The sequence below is a fragment of the Curtobacterium sp. MCLR17_007 genome (assembly GCF_003234655.2).
Lineage (GTDB): Bacteria > Actinomycetota > Actinomycetes > Actinomycetales > Microbacteriaceae > Curtobacterium.
This window is the reverse complement of sequence record NZ_CP126271.1, coordinates 1,836,841-1,854,483: the sequence shown is the minus strand read 5'-3', so window position 1 is coordinate 1,854,483 and position 17,643 is coordinate 1,836,841. Positions and strand designations below refer to the sequence as shown.

General features: G+C 74.7%; 13 protein-coding genes. 6 read left to right on the top strand and 7 right to left on the bottom strand.

The features are described from left to right. Positions 1 to 6: 6 nt before the first annotated feature. The 3 genes from DEJ13_RS08865 to DEJ13_RS08855 all read right to left on the bottom strand — a co-directional run bounded on the left by DEJ13_RS08865 (position 7) and on the right by DEJ13_RS08855 (position 4,316). On the bottom strand, positions 7 to 1,866 hold the full coding sequence (locus tag DEJ13_RS08865) for a family 43 glycosylhydrolase (RefSeq protein ID WP_111106199.1): 1,860 nt from the start codon (positions 1,864 to 1,866) through the stop codon (positions 7 to 9). Positions 1,867 to 2,076: 210 nt separating this feature from the next. Next, positions 2,077 to 3,642, bottom strand: coding sequence for a sensor histidine kinase (locus tag DEJ13_RS08860; protein ID WP_111106198.1), 1,566 nt, complete (start codon positions 3,640 to 3,642; stop codon positions 2,077 to 2,079). Further along, positions 3,639 to 4,316 (bottom strand): response regulator, encoded by a 678-nt coding sequence (locus DEJ13_RS08855; protein WP_181436951.1) that lies wholly within the window; start codon positions 4,314 to 4,316, stop codon positions 3,639 to 3,641. The genes DEJ13_RS08860 and DEJ13_RS08855 overlap by 4 nt, the downstream gene beginning before the upstream one ends. Positions 4,317 to 4,479: 163 nt before the next feature. Here DEJ13_RS08855 and DEJ13_RS08850 point away from each other — a divergent pair, with 163 nt between their 5' ends. Continuing rightward, positions 4,480 to 5,085, top strand: a complete 606-nt coding sequence (locus DEJ13_RS08850) for a hypothetical protein (protein WP_111106197.1) — start codon at positions 4,480 to 4,482, stop codon at positions 5,083 to 5,085. A 114-nt stretch (positions 5,086 to 5,199) separates the two neighbouring features. Here the strand turns inward: DEJ13_RS08850 and DEJ13_RS08845 are convergent, their stop codons facing one another. The 3 genes from DEJ13_RS08845 to DEJ13_RS08835 form a co-directional block, all read right to left on the bottom strand. After that, a complete protein-coding gene (locus DEJ13_RS08845) occupies positions 5,200 to 6,471 on the bottom strand; it encodes a DUF2254 domain-containing protein (RefSeq protein WP_146245184.1) in 1,272 nt (423 codons plus the stop codon). A gap of 103 nt (positions 6,472 to 6,574) precedes the next feature. Next, entirely contained in the window at positions 6,575 to 7,285 is a 711-nt protein-coding gene (mtnN, locus tag DEJ13_RS08840) for a 5'-methylthioadenosine/S-adenosylhomocysteine nucleosidase (RefSeq protein ID WP_111106195.1), read from the bottom strand. Positions 7,286 to 7,406: 121 nt separating this feature from the next. After that, positions 7,407 to 7,988, bottom strand: coding sequence for a GrpB family protein (locus tag DEJ13_RS08835; protein ID WP_258374035.1), 582 nt, complete (start codon positions 7,986 to 7,988; stop codon positions 7,407 to 7,409). Between the two features lie 134 nt (positions 7,989 to 8,122). On the opposite strand from DEJ13_RS08835, the gene DEJ13_RS08830 reads away from it, so the two are divergent. From DEJ13_RS08830 to DEJ13_RS08810, 5 genes are all read left to right on the top strand, one after another. Beyond that, positions 8,123 to 11,248, top strand: a complete 3,126-nt coding sequence (locus tag DEJ13_RS08830; RefSeq protein WP_146245183.1) for an FtsX-like permease family protein — start codon at positions 8,123 to 8,125, stop codon at positions 11,246 to 11,248. Further along, on the top strand, positions 11,245 to 13,962 hold the full coding sequence (locus DEJ13_RS08825; RefSeq protein ID WP_146245182.1) for a permease-like cell division protein FtsX: 2,718 nt from the start codon (positions 11,245 to 11,247) through the stop codon (positions 13,960 to 13,962). The genes DEJ13_RS08830 and DEJ13_RS08825 overlap by 4 nt, the downstream gene beginning before the upstream one ends. Next, positions 13,959 to 14,825, top strand: coding sequence for an ABC transporter ATP-binding protein (locus DEJ13_RS08820; protein ID WP_111106193.1), 867 nt, complete (start codon positions 13,959 to 13,961; stop codon positions 14,823 to 14,825). The genes DEJ13_RS08825 and DEJ13_RS08820 overlap by 4 nt, the downstream gene beginning before the upstream one ends. Continuing rightward, positions 14,822 to 15,484, top strand: coding sequence for an ABC transporter ATP-binding protein (locus DEJ13_RS08815; protein WP_111106192.1), 663 nt, complete (start codon positions 14,822 to 14,824; stop codon positions 15,482 to 15,484). Before DEJ13_RS08820 ends, DEJ13_RS08815 begins: the two co-directional genes overlap by 4 nt. 205 nt (positions 15,485 to 15,689) lie before the next feature. Further along, positions 15,690 to 16,583, top strand: coding sequence for a helix-turn-helix transcriptional regulator (locus DEJ13_RS08810; protein ID WP_146245181.1), 894 nt, complete (start codon positions 15,690 to 15,692; stop codon positions 16,581 to 16,583). A 291-nt stretch (positions 16,584 to 16,874) separates the two neighbouring features. On the opposite strand, the gene DEJ13_RS08805 is transcribed toward DEJ13_RS08810, so the two are convergent. After that, positions 16,875 to 17,642: a GAF and ANTAR domain-containing protein gene (locus DEJ13_RS08805; RefSeq protein ID WP_111106191.1), complete on the bottom strand. Its 768-nt coding sequence runs from the start codon at positions 17,640 to 17,642 to the stop codon at positions 16,875 to 16,877. Between the last annotated feature and the right edge of the window lies 1 nt (position 17,643).

The window sequence follows — 17,643 nt, the reverse complement described above, 5'->3', positions numbered from 1 at the left end:
CGAGCCTCAGCGGCGCGAGGACACCACCGTGCTCACGCGCAGGTCGTCGAAGGTGCTCGTGAACCCGGTCCCGCCGAGCGAGATCAGCCCGATGCGCGGCGTGTCGCCGAGTGCCGCCGTCCAGGTCCCGCCCTGCACGAAGTGCCGACCGTCCACGCTGGTGGACGCCGTGTAGTGGTCCTCGCCGTCGACGACCCGGTGCACGATCCGCAGCGTCGTGGCGTCGCCCACGGGGCCGACGACCATGTTGCCGTAGGTCGGAGCCCCGGCGGGCTGCCCGGAGGCCTGCTTGCCGAACTCCGTCTGCCGGGTGTCGTAGATCGAGTTCGACACGAGCCGGACGGAGTCGCTGTCGGACCCGTACACGATCAGCCCACCCTGCACGTAGTTGTACACACCGTCACCGCTCGCCGGGGTGTCGACCGACACGGTGGTCTCCGCCACCCAGTCGCCACGGGGAGCCGGTTCGGAGAGCACCGAGGCGAGCGGTGTCGCCGGTGGGTGCAGGTCCGCCGCCTGCGTCTGCCACCGGAACGCACCGTCGGAGACCGTCCACGTCGAAGCGTCCGGTTCGCGGGTCCACGTGAGCGTCGGCGGCAGCGCCGAGCCGTCGAACTCCGTCGACGCTGCGCGGATCAGGCGACCGGGCACGTCGACGGCGGCGACGGACGCACGGTACGTCGGCCGCTCCCCCGGCTGTGCGACCGGCCCGGGCTGGACGGTGTCCGACGGTCCCGCACCCCCACGGACCGACGGCCACCCGCCCTGCCAGTCGAGCGGGTCGATCAGCACCGGCCGCTTCGTGTAGGTCGGCTGCCCGGCGTAGTACGGCTCACCGCGGTCGACCGCGTGGTAGATGATCCAGTCCTGCCCGGCGAAGTCCGTCACCACCGTGTCGTGCCCGGTGCCCACCCACCGGTTGCCGTTCTGCGCGAGCAGGGGCGTCCCACCCACGCGGGTGCTCGTGATCGACACGCCGTCCCGGTCGAGGAACGGTCCGAGGGGGCTGCGCGACCGCGCCACGAACACGCCGTACCCGGTCAGGGCACCGTTGCAGCAGTTCGTGGCCGATCCCATGAACCACCACCAGCCGCCGTGGCGCATCAGGTACGCGCCCTCGTACCGGTTGTCGATCGCGATCAACCGCTCGCTCGACGGGTCCGATCGCAGCCCGTCGCGGCTCAGGGTGCGGACGTGCACCCCGCCGAAGTAGCTGCCGAAGTAGACGTAGGTCGTGCCCCGGTCGGTGATGACCTCGGGGTCGAACTCCCACCGCTGCCCGGTGCCGTTCGGCGCGGCCTGCGGAGCGACCACCGGACCGCCCGAGTCCGTCCACGGACCGGTCGGACTGGAGCTCGTCGCCACCCCGACCGCGGAGCCCCCGCCGGTCGGAGCGGTCGCGCCGGGCGTGTCCGAGGCGGCGTAGTACAGGTACCAGCGCCCGTTCCGGAAGACCACGTCGGGCGCCCAGATGCCGTTCGCGTCACCGACCCAGGCCGGTTTCGTGGTGAACGCGTCGCCGACGTACGTCCAGTGCGTCAGGTCCGTCGACCGGTAGGTCGGGACGACGTGCTGCACGAGCGACCCGTCCGGGTCCAGCTCGGTCGCGGTCAGCGCGTCCGACGTGCAGTACAGGTACCAGTTGCGGTCGCGTCCGACGCCGTGCACAGCGCTCGGGTCGGCGCAGCTCGCGGCGGTCTGCCCGTCGGGCAGCGCGAGCGCCATCGGGTTCTGGTGCATCGGAGCGGCGTGGCCGCTCCGCGATGCGGGCGCGGCACCCGGGGTCACGGCAACAGCCGGGAGGGCCGGTGTCAGTCCCACGATCAGGGTCGCCACCGCGATCAGGGCGGTCAGTGCTCGGCGCACGGGGTCTCGCTCTCGCTCGTCGTTGAGGAGGTGCTGGTCCTGCTGGTCCTGCTGCTGCGCGAGCGTACGCCGACGTGGCCCGGTCGGCCAGGCTGGATCGACCCGGTCGTGACGGCTGCGGCGCGGTCACCGAGCTCCGGCGGAGCAGGGGTCCGGATCCAGCGGTGACGGATCGGGTCGACGATCCCCGGCTCCGACGAACCGGATCCGTCACGCGCGCGAACGAACCGCCTCGGCCAGCGGGGCACGCGCAACGGCCGGGGCACCAGCTGCACGGACCGCCGGGACGGTCAGGACGAACGCCGTCGCTCCTCTGGGCGGGCAGACGAGCTCACCGCCGTGGGCACGGGCGATGCCGCGGGCGATCGGCAGGCCGAGCCCGGCACCGCCGCTGCGGTCGTCCCGCCCGGCATCGAGTCGGACGAGCCGGTCGAAGATCCTGGTGCGTTCGGCCTCGGGCACGCCCGGGCCGTCGTCCGTGACCCGCACGACGACCTCGTCCTCCGACCGACCGACGGACACCTCGACGGAGCCGACGCCGCCGGTCGCCCGTGCGGCGTTCTCGAGCAGGTTGCCGACGACCTGTCCCAGGCGGTCGCCGTCCCCGGTCACCGTGACGGGTGCGTCCGGTGTCCGGACGCGCACCCGCAGGCCCGGGGCTCGGAGGCGCGCGCGGTCGGCCTCGATCCGGACCACGGCACCGAGGTCGGTGGGCGCCAGGGCGAGCTCGAGTCCGCGGTCGACGCGCGCCATCAGGAGCATGTCGTCGACCAGGCGTGATGCGCGGCCCGCCTGTCGCACGACGTGCACGGCGAGGTCCTCGCGCTCGAGCGGGTCGAGCGGTGCGCGGACCAGGGTGTCGGCAGCGGCGCGGATCCCCGCCACCGGGGTGCGCAACTCGTGCGCGGCGTCGGACAGGAACTCCCGCATCCGTGCCTCGGCCTCGAGCGCCTGTCGCTCCGCGCCCTCGACGGCGTCGAGCATCTCGTCGAAGGCCACGGCGACGCGACCGATCTCGGTGTCCGCTCGTCCGGGGCGCAGTCGTCGTCCACGGTCGCCGTGGGCGATCGAGCGCGCCGCGCGTGTCATCTCGTCGAGGGGCCGCATCGTGCGACGGACCACGAGCACGAGGCCACCGGCCGCGAGCAGCATGAAGCCCGCCGACGCGCCGAGCATCACCCAGCGGAGCTCGCCGAGGACCTCGTCGACCGAGCCGGTGCCCGCCGTGAGCCGGATGGTCGACCCGTCGCTCAGGCGGGAGACCAGGGTGACCAGGCGGTCCTGTGCGGTGACCCGCGAGGACGTGATCGTGACCTGCGCGCCTGCACGGCCCGTCGCCGTGGAACCGGCCGTCCCGCTGCCCGACGCCGCTGTGTCGTCGGTGGACGAGCCTCCCGGACCGGACCCGGCGGGACCGGACCCGGCGGGACCGGGGAGACCGGCCGGGTCGGGTGGGCCCTGGCGCAGTTGGTCCGGGGTGGGACCGGCCTCGACCGATCCGCCGTCGCTCGTCGTGATCGTGACGGACAGGCCCTGCATCGAGAGCCGGTCGGCCAGGTCGTCGGCGTCCACCGTGCCGACGAGTGCGGCTGCGGCGGAGGCCCGGTCGCGCAGACGGTCCTCGATCTGCGCGCGGAGTCGGTCGCCGAGCGTCGCCTGCACCGCGACCGAGAGCGCACCGAGCAGCACGGCGAGCAGGAGCAGGACCGCCACCACCGTGCGGGTCCGCAGCGAGCCGGTGCGCAGGGACGCGGGCGGCTGGGCGCCGGCCGTCACGCGGCCACCGCGCTGAGGCGGTACCCGATGCCGCGCACCGTGTGCACGAGGCGGGGGCCGTGTGCCTCCATCTTGCGGCGGAGGGCGCTGAGGTGGACCTCGACCAGGTTCGGGTCGACGCTGTCGTAGCCCCACACCTGCGTCAGGATCTGGCCCTTCGACATCGTGCGCCCGCGGCTCTCGGCGAGGAACGCGAGCAGTCGGTACTCCGTCGCGGTCAGGTCGAGGGTGACCCCGGCCCGGCGCGCGACCGCCGCGTCGGGGTCGAGCACCAGGTCGCCGACCTCGACCACCGCAGGGATCCGTCCCCGGCGACGCAGCACCGCGGTGACACGGGCGACGAGTTCCGCCATCGCGAACGGCTTGACCACGTAGTCGTCGGCGCCCTCGGCGAAGCCGCGCAGGCGGTCGTCGACCTCGTCGCGGGCGGTGAGCATCACGATCGCCGCGTCGGACGAGGTACGGACCCGCGCGGCGAGCTGGATGCCGCTCGCGCCGGGGAGCATCCAGTCGAGGACCACCAGGTCGGGGACGAACTGCGTCAGGTCGCGCTGCAGGTCGGACCCGTCGGGTGCGTCGAGCACGACGAGGCCCTCGTCACGGAGCGAGCGGGCGACGGAGACGCGGATGGTGTCGTCGTCGTCGACGAGCAGGACGCGGGCTGGAGTGGGCACGGCGGACACGGTACGTCGCACTCGCAATCACCGAGCATGGAAGCAGCTGGGCGCAACCTGTGCACGCGAGATGCTTCAGTGATGCTTCAGATCTGACTCCGAGCGTGGTCGTCACCGGCAGGACCGCCGGCCCGGCAGCAGCCGGAGACGAACTGGAGACACCATGACGAACAACGACGAGCCGACCCGCGAGTTCCCCCGCCGAGACGCGGACGGACAGCCCACCGAGCAGTTCCCGCACCACCAGCTCCCCATGGCCTCCGCCGCACCCGCCGAGTCGAGCGCGCGCCGCTCCGGTCTGGGTCGACGGCTCGGGATCGGTGCCGCGATCGTCGCGGTCCTGATCGGCGGCGTCGGGGTGACGGCCGCGGTCGCCGCGGGCAACGACGGGGGCAGCACGCCCGTCTCGGCCCCCACCGGTGCACCGTCGGGTGCGCCGTCGGGTGCGCCGTCCGGTGCGCCGTCGGGCGCGCCCTCCGGGGGTCCTGCCGCGGGCGGACCCGCCGCCGGTCCGGCGGCCGGTGGCCCCGGTGGTGCCGGCGCGACCTGCGGCCCGGCCGCCGGTGCTGCTCCGGCCCCGGGTGGCGACGCTCCCACGCCGCCGAAGGACGCACCGAAGCCGCCGACCGCCCAGGACGGTGCCGGCAAGGGCAGCAAGGACGGGAAGGACGCGCCGACCCCGCCGACCGACGCGCCCAAGCCGTCCGACGCTCCGAAGCCGTCCGACGCGCCGTCCGCCCCGACCGAGGGCCCGACGTCCGGGTCCTGACCCGCGCTGCGGGTCCGGGTCCTGACCCGCACCAGGGGTGCGTTCCACACCGCACCGGCGTCGTTCCCCGTCGGACCGGGTCCGTGCCGCGACGGCACGACCCGGTCGGCGGGTTCAGCTCCGGACGTCCCGCTCGGCTCGGTCGAGGGACGTCCGGAGCACCGACGCCGTCTGCTCGGCCGACGCCGCGCGTGCGTCCCTCCCGGCGTCGGCGAGTCGCTCGGCCAACCGCAGCGCGGCACGCAGCACGATCGGCTGGTCCTCCCCGTAGGTGCGGACGCCCTCGAAGACCGAGTCGACGAGGTCCTCGAGCAGCGGCCAGTGCGGCGTCACGCGGACCGTCCCGTCGTCGTCGAGGTACCCGGTGACCCGCTCGCCGTCACGCCAGGCGGGCACGAGCGCCACCGCCGCCATGTCGAGCGCACTGACCGCCGTGTAGGGGTCGTTCGAGCCGGTCGCAAGCCCGCGCACCGCGATCTCGACGAGCTGCTGCAGCGCGAAGCGGACGTCCTGGAGCGGGGTCCTGGCCGTCCCGGTCATGATGCAGGCGCGGACCTGCCTGGCGGCCCCGTCGCCGGTGCCGTCGTCGTCCACTGCTCCCCCGTCGGTCGCCGTGTCGGCCACGTGCACGACTGCGATCGGATCCCCGACGATGACGTGGTCACCGGGCATCACGCACAGGTCGAGCACACGGTCGTGCCGATCGGCCCACGAGACCAGGCGCTCCCACTCGACCGACTGCACGTAGCCGTCCTGCGCCGCGCGGATCGTCCTGCCACCCTCGCGGTCGGGCCCGTGCGGTGCGACGGTGACGGCGTCGTGCGCGTCGTCCCGGTCGACGAAGGCCTGGTCGACGGCGGCCACCAGGTCCACCTGCACCTGCTTCTGCAGCGAGGTGATCTGCACGCTCGTCGCGATGTGGTGGATGAAGAAGACCAGGACGCCCACGTCGAGGATCCCCATCAGCACGGCCACGTGCACAGCGATGACGGGGACGAACGCGGAACCGTCGTCGACGTCCGTGTGGACCGAGCGGACGACGACGATCGCGTAGAGGAACGTCGCCGTGAACGCGGCGAGCACGAACTGGTTCGCCCGGTCGGCCATGAAGTTCCGGACCAGGCGCGGGCCGTAGGTGGACGAGGTCGTGGCGAGGACCGAGATGGTGATCGAGAACGACGTGCCCGCGATGGTCAGCATCGCCGTGCCGATCGTCGTCAGGGTGGACCGGCCGCCGCTCGCGCTCAGGGAGTCGAGCACCGCGATCCGGACACCACCGTCGATGACCGCCCGGTCGACCGCCACCAGCACCTCGGCCAGGACGATCGCCGCGATGCCCAGCAGCGCCGGCAGGAACCAGAACGACTCCCGGACACGCAACGTCATCGTCCGCACGGACACCACCAGCCTCTCGCTCGACCCGAAGATGACCGCCCGGAGTCCCCGTGTGGAGTCTGCCAGGAGCCACCCGCCGAGGGCCGCGTCGACGTCAGGCGGCCAGGCCCCGCACGACGTCGTGCACGACCTCGGCCGCCCGGGCCGCGGCGTCGTCGAGGTGCAGACGGAACTCGTCGCCGTCCGGTGCGCACAGGTCGCTGATGCCCCGGACCGAGACGAACGGCATCGCGTGCACGTGCGCGAACTGGGCGATGGCGGCCGACTCCATGTCGACGGCCGCCACGGTCGGGAAGGCGTCACGGAGCACGCGCGCGCGGTCCTCGGTCACGAAGACCTCGCTCGACCCGATCGTCGCCGACCGCAGTCGGTGCCCGGTCTTCGCACCCAGTGCGAGTGCGACCATGCGGGGATCCGGGGCGTAGCCGGTCGGCATGCCCGGCACCTGTCCGAGCGCGTAGCCGAACGCCGTGGCGTCGGCGTTGAGGTTGACGTAGCGGTCCCCCACGACGACGTCGCCGATGGCCACCCCGTGCATGAGCCCGCCGGCCGTCCCGACGCTGATGACGGGCACGGCACCGAAGTCGTGGAAGCAGTGCGCGACGGCCGCGGTCGCGTTCGTGAACCCGATGCCGCTGCGACGGACGGCGACCGTGGCGCCGTCGACGTCGAGCAGCTGGTGTCCGTCGTGGCCGCCGACGGGGCCGTACTCGGACGGGACCCCGCCGATCAGGTCGGCGAAGGCGTCGACCTCTTCGCTCATCGCCGCGATCACCACGGCGACCGGTGCTGCCCGCTCGTCCACCAGACGATCCTTCCACACGCCCGTCGTCACCCGGTCAGGCGCGTGCACGGCCGTGCAGCCCGGTCAGGCGCGTGCACGGCCGTGCAACCCGGTCAGGCGCGTGCACGGCCGTGCAGCCTGGTCAGGCGCCGCCGCGTCCGTGCTGCCGCTCGCGCGCCCGGTCCTTGATCGCCTCGATCACCGAGGTCTTGGCGTCGGCGTAGGCGTTCATGTCGTCCCACTGCTGCGCCAGCAGGTCGCGCTTCGTCTGTTCGTACAGTGCCCGGTCCGCCGGGTCCGCACGCAGGTGGTCGCGGAGCAGCAGGTAGGCGTCCACCTGCGGGGCGCCCCGCTCGTACACGTGGACGTGCACGTCGCGCTCGGGCGTCCGGACCAGGCGGTGCCCGGGCTCCCGGACGCGCAGTCGGTAGCCGGCGGCGAGCAGCGGCCCCAGGTAGGCGTCCTCGTCGGTGATGTCGGGCACGGCCACGACGAGGTCGACGATCGGCTTGGCCGCCAGCCCCGGCACCGACGTGGACCCGATGTGCTCGACGTCGACCGCCAGCGCCGACCCGATCGCCGAGCGGATCCGCCGCTCGTGCTCGCGGTAGGTCGCCGGCCAGGAGTCGTCCGCGGGGTGCAGACCGACCGTGAGGGGCTCCGGACCCCCGACGATCTCGGTCGTCGTGACGTCGGGCCGGCTGGGGTGTGCACGCGATTCCACGCACCGATCCTGCACCGCCGTGCGCCGTCGGGACGACATCCGGTCGTGTCGACCGGTGCGCACAGCGCGTGTCGTCCTGCCGGCCCCCCGCGGTGCGCGATGATGGCGGCGAGGTCAAGACCCGGGGGGTGCACGTGCGACGACGGAGTCTGCTCGTCGCCCGTGCCCGCGCCCGGATCGCACTGCTGGTCCCCCTCGCCACCGTCGTCGCTGTCGCCGTCGCCGTACCCCTGCTGGCGCTGTCCGTCGGCGACGCGGGCGCGCAGGCCGGCGCCGCTGCGGTGCTCGCCGCGCAACCCGCCCGTGCGGCCGGCACGGTCGTCAGCCAGCCCCTCGCCGACCGACCTGCCGAGCAGCGCCGCAGTGTCGACACCGCGATCGGCAACCGCCTGCCCGCGCAGAGCGCGACCGTGACCTGGTCCGCGTCGGCGACCGTGGCCGTGGACGCGGGGAGCACCGGACAGGAGGCCCGGCTCGCCGCCGTCCCGGACCTCCCGTCCGTCGCCCACGTCGTCACCGGCGCGTGGCCGCCGGACACCGCCGCCGGACCGGTCCCGGCCGCCGTGCAGGCGGACGCCGCCGCACGACTCGGTCTGCGGGTCGGCGACGTCGTGCACGTCGGCTCCGCGGGTGGTGTCGAGCTCCGCATCGCCGCGACGTGGCGCGCCGACGACCCGCTCGCGCCCCGGTGGGCCGGCGCGTCGGACGTCGGCTCCGGCACCGACGCCGGGGTGGCGGGACCGGTCGTCGTGCCGGTGCGGACGGTGTCGGCAGCGTCGGACACCGCCGTGGCGTCATGGACCGTGACGCCCGTCACCGTGCAGGGGCGCCTGGTGTCGTCGGACGAACTGCTCCGCGGACTCCGGAGCGTCCGGACGGCGACCGGTGCGGACGACGGTGCGCTCGCCGGGGCGGACGTCGAGGGGTCGCTCGCGTCGACGCTCGGTCGGATCGACCTCGGCATCGCGACCGCGCGCGCCGTGGTCCGCATCGGCGTGGTGGTCTCGGCCGTGCTCGCGCTCGTCGCACTCGGGGTGCTGGCCACGCTGCTGCGGGACGCTCGGTCCCGTGAGGACGCGCTCTTCACCGCGCGCGGGGCGACACGCGCACAGCTCGTGCGGTGGACCGGCCTCGAGACGCTGGTCGTCGGCGCTGCCGGCGCCGTGGTCGGGGTCGTCGGTGCCGCGGCCCTGGTGCCCGTCGTGAGCCGCGGCGCCGTCATCCCATCGGTCGCGGGCGTGGTGACGCCGGCGGTCGCCGTGCTGGCGGCCGTCCTCGTCGGCGCGGTCGTCGGCGGACGACGTCCCGCGCCGACCCGTCGAGCGGGCACGGGGCGCGCGGTGGTCGTGGCGCTCGTCGGCGTCGGTGCCGCCGGCTTCGCGACCTGGCGGCTGTTCACGGTCGGGGTCCCGGTCCGTGCCACGGACGCCGGTGTCACCACCGATCCCGTCGCCGCCCTGTCCCCCGTGCTCGGCGTGCTCGCGACCGCCCTGGTCACGGTCGTGCTCGTCGGGGTCGCCGCCGGGCTCGCCGCACGTGCGGCCGCCCGCACGCGGCGTCTCCTGCCGTCGCTCGTCGCGCGGCGGCTGTCCCGTGAGCTCGCGTCGGTCGCTCCCGTCGTCGTCCTCGTCGCGATGTCGGTCGCGGCCGGCTGCCTGGCAGCAGGGCTGTCCGCGACCGACGCCGCCGTCGACCGTGCGACGGCGGACGCGCTCGTCGGCCCGGCCGTCCGCGTCACGGCCGATGGCGACGACGCGGTGGGCGAGGGCGCGGCGTCGACCGTGCCGAGCTCCGGACTGGTCACCGGCTCCTCCGCAGCGACCCCGGTCCTGACGGACCGGGTCACCGTCGGTGGACGCACCGTGCCCCTCGTCGCGATGCCGGCCGGCGCGGCCCGCGGGGTGACCGGCAACGCCGGTGCGACGGCCTTCGCCGGGACGCCCACGCCGGGTCGTGCGGGGACGGCCCTGCCCGCGGGGACCGGGCGTGTGGTCGTCGACGTCCGGGTCGGGTCCGCGACCCTCGACGGGACGACCCGGTCCGACGCCGGCGGGTCGGTCGAGTCGACGCTCTGGGCGGTCGACGACGACGGTGTGGCGGTGGCGCTCCCGCTCGTCACGGCGGACGCGGCCGGAGCCGGAGCCGTGCCGGGGGGCGAGGCAGGGTCTGGGTCTGGGTCTGGGTCTGGGTCTGGGTCTGGGTCTGGATCGGGCGCCGGAGTCGGCCTCGGTGCGTCCGCACGGCTCGCCGCGGACCTGCCGGCGGACCCGACGGGGGCTGCGCGACGCTGGCGGGTGCTCGCGGTCGAGGAAACGGTGTCGTTCACCGCCCGGCCGCCCGAGACCGACGTGGTCGCCGACGGCACACGGCTCCGGGTCCGCGTCGACGCGTCGGTGCTCGGTGTGGTCCGCGCGACGGGGCACACCGTCCTCGAGGACCTGTCCGGCCCGTCCCGGATCCCGCTCGGGCGCCCGGCGATCGACCACCGGTTGCCCGTCGTGGTGAGCGAGGGCCTCGCCGATGGACTCGGGCTGCACCGCGGGTCGGCGCTCGACCTCGACGCCGCGTCGACCGCACGCACCCTGCACGCACGGGTGGTCGGGACGGTGGCGGCTGTCCCGGGCAGCGGCAGCACGAGCGCAGTGGCTGCCGACCTGCCGACCCTGGTCGACGCGGCCGTCCTCGGCGGCCCCGCCGTCTCGGGCACCGCAGGCTCCGTGCCCCGGGTCGACGAGACCTGGTTCGCCGCGGCGGACCCGCGCGCCGTGGCGGCTGAGGTCGCCCGGGTGCGCACGGTGTCGGGGACGGTGTCGACCGCGGCGTCGGTGTCCTCGTCGCCCGTGCTCGCGCCCGCCGTCGGGGTGCTCGGCGTGGTTGCCGGGTTCGGGGCGCTCCTCGCGCTGCTCGCCGTCGTCGGCACCGTCGTCACGACCGCCGAGCGCCAGCGTTCCCGCGTCCTCCGCGCGCTCGGGGTCGAGCCGGGAGCGGCAGCGCGTGCCCGGTTCACCGAGCTCGTCGTCCCCGTGCTCGGCTCGGTCGTCGCGGGCACCGTCGGCGGCGGGGCGACCGTCGCCGCCGTCGTCGCACCGTTCGCGATCGCGACCGTCCCGGGTGCGGCAGGACTGGTCACCGCCACGCCGGACATCGTCTCCCCGTGGTCGCTGGCCGTCCCCGCGGTGATCGTGCTCGGCACGGGCGTCACCGCACTCGTCGCTGCCCGCCGATCCCGCCGGGTCGTCGCAGAGGGCGACCCACGGTGAGCGGCCGCCATGCGCTGCACCGCCCGGCGCTCCTCCGATCCAGCGGCCAGGGCGTGGCCGCCCGCCGCGTGCTCGGCGCCCACCGAGCGCCCCTGGTCGCCGTCGCGGTCGTCACCCTCGTCGCCGCACTCCTCGGCGGTTCGGCGCTGCCGGTGCTGACTGGACTCGCGACCGCCGGCACGCGCGGGGACGTCAGCCGGGCCGCCGTCGGGCAGCGCGACCTCGAGGCGACCTTCGCCCTGTCCGACGACGACGCGTCGCCAGCATCGGCGCAACGGGCCTTCGACGCACTCGACCAGGACCTCGTCGCCGTGCGCCGGTCGATGCCCCCCGCACTCCGCTCCGTCACCGGGGCGGCCGGCGCGTACGCGGCGACGCCCTACCTCGACCTCGACGCCGAACCGTCCCGGGTTCCCGCGTCGTTCGCGCTCACGTCCGACCGCGCGGTGGCAGACCTGGTCCGGTGGTCGGCAGGTCGCGCGCCACGAGCGACATCCGACCCGTCCACCATCGAGGTGGCCGTCTCCCCGTCGGTGCAGGCCGCGGTCGACTGGCCCCTCGGCAGCGTCCGGACGATCGGCGGTGGTGCGACGGCACTCCGACTCGTCGGCGTGTACCGGCCGGTCGACGCGGCCGACCCGACGTGGGCGCACGTCCCGACCACCCTGCGCGCGGGGCGGACGAACACCACGACCGGGGGCGTGAGCCGGATCGGCACGGCGTTCACGGCGCCGGGCTCGTACGGAGCCGTCGCGTCGGGCGGGCGCACCACGCAGGCGCATGCCTGGTTCCCGGTGCGACCCGCCGCGGTCAGCGCCCCGGGTCGCCCGGCGCTGGTCGACGCCACGCGACGGTTCCTGACGACGCGGCACCCGATGCCCGGCACGGCGTCCGGGTCGACCGCGTTCACCACCGACCTGCCGGAGGTCCTCAGTGCCGCCGCCGCCCGCGACGCCACGGTCGGTACGCTCGCCGCGTCGCTGGCGTCCGGACCCGCGGGTGCGCTCGTGGTCCTCGCCGCGATCCTCGCCCGCCTGGTCCTCGAGCGCGCGGACGCGGTGCTGCGCCTGCTCGGCGCCCGCGGGGCCTCCGCCCTGCGCCTCCGCGCCCTCGCGGCCGGTCTCGTGGCCGTCGCCGCCGTGCCCGGTGCCGCCGTCGGGGCGGTCCTGGCGTGGCTGGTCGGCCGGTCACCCCTCGGCGGGTCCGTCCCCGCGGTGACACCGGCGGTGGTCGCCGCGCTGGTCGCGGTGGCGGTGCCGTGTCTCGCGGCCGCGGCGCTCGCCCCGACGCGGCAGGTGGGTGTCACACGACGTCCGCTCCGGCTCCTGGTCGAGGGGGCGGTCCTCGTCGCGACGACCGCGGCCGTCGTCGTCTCGGTGCGCAGTGGCCTGAGCACGAGCGCTCCGGACGGTGCGGTCGACCCGTTCGCCGCCGTGGTCCCGCTGCTGCTCGCGGCGTCCGGCGTCGTCGTCGCGCTCCGCCTGCTGCCCGTCGTCCTCGCGCGTGTGGTCGACCGCGGACGACGGCGACCGGGTCTGGCGATGCTGGTCGGCGTCGCCACCGCTGCGCGCACCGCCACGGCACAGGCGGTCCCCCTCGTCGTGGCGGTGATCGGCATCGCCGTCGCCCTGTTCGCGACCGTCGTCGGCAGCACCCTCGAGGACGGCGTCGCGCAGGCGGCACGACGCAGCGTCGCAGCCGACGTCGCCGTCACCTCGGTCGCGCTCGACGCGGACCAGGTGGACCGGATCGCGCGCCTGCCCGGGGTCGCCGCCGCGGTCGGGGTCTCGACGTCCGACGAGGTCGCGTTCGACACCGCACGTGGCACGGTGCAGGCGACCGTGATCGTCGCGGACACGGCCCGTCTCGCACGGGTGCAGCACGGCGTCCCGGGAGCACTCCCGGTCCCGACGGCGCTCCGCGACCGCGACACCCACCGGGTCGACCTGGTGGCCTCGCGTTCCCTCGCCGACGCGACCGGGCGCGACTCGAGCGTGCTCGGCACGGACACCCGGATCGTCGCGACCGCGCCGGACGTGTCGCCCTTCACGCCGGCAGGACGGTGGGTGCTCGTCGACGCGCGGAACGCCGACGCGGTGACCGACACCGGCAGCGTCGACCGCGTCCTGGTCCGGACCACCGCCGGTGCCCGTGCCGACCAGGTCGCCTCGGCCATCCGGTCCGCCGTCCCGTCCGGGTCGGTCGTCACGGCCGACGGCGTGCAGCGCTCGCTCGACGCGGACCCGCGGCTGCCCGGCACCCGGGTGTTCGCCCTCGCGGCAGCGGTCCTGGGAGGTGTGCTCGGCGCGGGTGCCCTCGCCGTCGCGACCGTGCTGGCCGGGGCGGTGCACCGGAGGCGGAGTGCGTTGCTGGCGGTGTCCGGCGCCGACCGGCGAACGCTCGCGGCCGTCGTGGCGGCCGAGACGCTCCCGCTCCTGCTCGCGTCCCTCGTGACGGGCCTGGTCGTGGCCGGTACCGTCGTCGCGACGACCCTGCCCGCCGCCGACCTGCGCTCGTTCACGGGCGGGGACGTCCGACCGGGCGTCGCGGTCGACCCGGTCCTGCTCGCGGTGGTCGGCATCGGCGTCGTCCTCGCGCTCGCCGCGGTCCTGGCAGCGGCGGTCCAGGTCGGGGCTCCGCGGACCGTCCACCGCGACGGGCGCCACGACCGGCGCCCACGCCCTCGTCAGACCGATCCCGGGAGGACCCGATGAGCACCACACCCGACATCGTCTGCCGCGACCTCGTGCGCATCTACCGCTCCCGCGACGTGGAGGTCCAGGCCCTGCAGGGCCTCACCCTCGTGGTCCGGTCCGGCGAGATGGTCGCGCTCGTCGGGGCATCGGGCAGCGGCAAGTCGACCCTGCTCGGGATCCTGTCCGGCCTCGACGCGCCCTCAGCCGGACAGGCCGTCGTGGCGGACGTGGACCTCGGCGCCCTGGACCGTCGCGGCCGCACGGCGTTCCACCGCAGCGCGGTCGGCTTCGTCTGGCAGCAGACCTCCCGGAACCTCGTGCCGTACCTGACCGTGGCGGAGAACGTCGCCGCGGTGCTCACCGTCGCGGGCGTTCGCGGCCAGGAACGCACGGACCGAGTCCGCACCGTGCTCGACCTGGTCAGGATCGCCGACGAAGCCGACCGCCTGCCCGAGGCGCTCGCCGGTGGTGTCCAGCAGCTCGCCGCGATCGCGGTCGCCCTCGCCAACCGACCGCGCGTCCTGCTGGCTGACGAGCCGACGGGAGCGCTCGACCGCGACGCTGCCCGCGCCGTGCTCGCGACCATGCGGGCGGTCAACGAGCACGAGGGCGTCACGGTGCTCATCGTCACGCACGACCAGACGGTTGCCGAGCAGGTGCGTCGGACCGTGCGGATCCGCGACGGTCGGACATCGACGGAGACGATCCGCGACGACCTCGGCGACGCGTCGGGTGAGGAGTTCGCCGTCATCGACGACGCCGGTCGGCTGCAGCTCCCGGAGTCCTTCCAGCGGGCGCTCGGACTGCGGGACCGCGTCCGCCTGTCCCTGCAGGACGACCACGTCCTGCTGCGGCGCGGCGACGACGAGGTGGCACGGTGACCGCGCCCGTGCTCGACGCCTCCGGGGTCGGGTTCGACGTCGTCACGGGGGCCGGCACGCTGCGCGTCCTGCACGACGTGGACCTGCGCGCCGACCGAGGCGAGCTCGTCGTGGTCCGCGGTGCCTCCGGCTCGGGCAAGTCGTCGCTCCTCCGGCTGTTCGCGGGCCTCGAACGGCCGACACGCGGCACGGTCGCCCTGGACGGCACGGACCTGTCGACCCAGGGGGACGACGAACTCCGCGCGCTCCGCCGCGACCGGCTCGCGATCGTGTTCCAGGACTTCGCGCTGCTGCCCGTGCTCACCGCCGCCGAGAACGTCGAGGTGCCGCTCCGCATCCGGCGCACCGACCCCGTCCAGCGCGACGCCGCGGTCGCCGACGCCCTGGCGCGGGTCGGCCTCAGCGGCCACGAGCACCAGCGGCCCGATGAGCTCTCCGGCGGGCAGCAGCAGCGGGTCGGGATCGCCCGCGCCGTCGTCGGCCGCCCGGGCCTGCTGCTCGCCGACGAGCCGACGGCGCAGCTCGACAGCGCGACGGCCGCCGGCATCGTCGACCTCGTCGTGGACCTCGTCGAGCACACCGGCCTCGCCGCCGTCGTCACCACGTCGGACGACGCGTTCGTCGACCGGGCCACACGCGTGGTCGAGATCGCGCGATGACGCGCGTCCGGCGTGACCCACGACCGGACTGGAGGCGCGGGGCGGGCCGACACCGGGCCTCCCGTCCGGCACCGGGTCGCGTCCGGACCGCGCGGACGCGACACCCCGTGGACGCGGGTCGCGGTCCGGACACCCGCCGTGTCAGGATGAGCCCGTGACGGCGATGCCGCTCCCGGAACGGCCGCCCACCTTCCGGAGGTACCGGGTGGAGACGGTCAGTGAGCACCGCGGCGCAGAGCTCGAGGCGACCTACGGGCTCGCCGACGGGGTGGACGGGTCCCTCGACCAGTTCCAGTACGCCGGCGCCGGCGACGCCGACCTGTCCATGCGCGGTGCCACGGTCGAGGGTACGCGGGTCGGGCGCATGCAACCACGTCGTGACCACATCGTCTTCTGGATCGGCGACGGCACCGCGACGATCACCCCGGAGGCGGCCGACACGCGGACCGCCACGCCCGGCCGTCCGATGCTGCTGTCCGGCAGCGTCGTCTACGACTTCTCGGCCGACACGCGCAAGGTCTCGATGCTGCACCTGTCCGAGGGGCTGCTGCGCCGAGCCCTGGCGGATCGGGGCATCCACCTGCGCGGTCCCCTCGTCTTCGACGAGGAGCCCGACGGGACGGACGCCCTCCGACGCCTGCAGGCAGAACTCCGGCGGTCGACGCCCGACCTGACCGCGGCGTCCGTGACCGGCACCGAGCGTGCGATCCTCAACGCCCGCGTCGCCGACGCCGTCGTCGGGACCTTCCCCGTCCGCGCCGCGCCGAGCATGACCTCGTCGTCGGTCGCCCGCGCCGTCGACCTCATGCACCACGAGGCCCGGTCCCCCCTGACGCTCGACGACCTCGCCGAAGCGTCGGGCCTGAGCGTGCGCGGGCTGCAGAACGCCTTCGCGCGTGACCTCGAGACCACCCCGACGAAGTACCTGCGCGACCTGCGTCTCGACGGTGCCCGTCGCGAGCTCGAGGACGGTGAGTCTGCGACCGTGGCCGACGTCGCCCGCGACTGGCAGTTCAACCACCTCGGCCGCTTCGCGAGCGCCTACGGGGACCGGTTCGGCGAGCGGCCGAGCGACACGTTGCGGCGTGGGCGGGACTGACTGAACTGGATCTTGCGCCGCCGGGCGGACACCTCTAGCGTTGCTGCCAGCAGCCCCAGTCCCCGGCCGCCGGAACCACCTGCGTCGATGACACGAACGTCTTGCTGACACGACCGTGTCGCTGACACGACCGTGTCGCTGCGACGGCAGTCGGGTCCGTTGACGAGCGGGGACGACGGCTCCCCCGGCAGCACTGCCGGCGGCGTCGCGTCACCCACCACGAGCCACCGGTCGGGCGCGACTTCTGATCCCGCGCCCGGCCGGTCTCGTCTGCCAGGCGGGTCGCGCGGGTCAGCGTCCTTCGGACTCGGACTCGGACTCGGATTGCGGGTCAGGCGCGGTCGGCGGCGGGATGACGATGACCCGGTTGACGACGTCCCGCGCGACCTCGGCGATCCGTGACTGGTGCGACCGAGCGTACTTGCGGAGCACGTCGAACGCGGTGTCCAGGTCGAGCCGGTAGGTGTGCGCCAGGAAGCCCTTGGCCTGCTCGATCGACACCCGGCTCTCAAGGGCCCGCTTGAGCTGCTCCTGCACCAGGACGGCCTGTTCGGCCGACCGCTGCTGCAAGATGCTGATCGTGGCCACATCGGTGAGTGCCCGCGCAGCGACGGCGTCGTTCCGGTTCAGCGTGCCCTCGGATTCGCGGAACAGGTTCATCGAGCCGAGTGTCGTGTCGCGCAGCCGGAGCGGGATCGAGTGGACCGACGCGTACCCGAGCTCGGCGGACAGCTCGGCGAAGCGCGGCCATCGACGGCGCATCGAACGTGCGTCCTCGACGATCACGGTCATGCCGCTCGTGAAGGCCTCGACACATGGCCCTTCGCCGGCGTCCAGCTGCATCAGGCCGATGAACGTGCTGCGCTCACTCGTCGAGGCGATGACCTCGAGCTCCTGCTGCTCGTTGACCAGCAGGATGCCCGCCGCCGACGCGTCGAACAGGGCGGCGGCGTTGTCGACGAGCGTCTGCAGCAGGTCGACGGTGTCGTACTCCGAGACGAGGGTGTCGGTGAGCGTGACGAACGTGTCGACGAGGTGCTGTTCTCGGGTCCGCGCCATG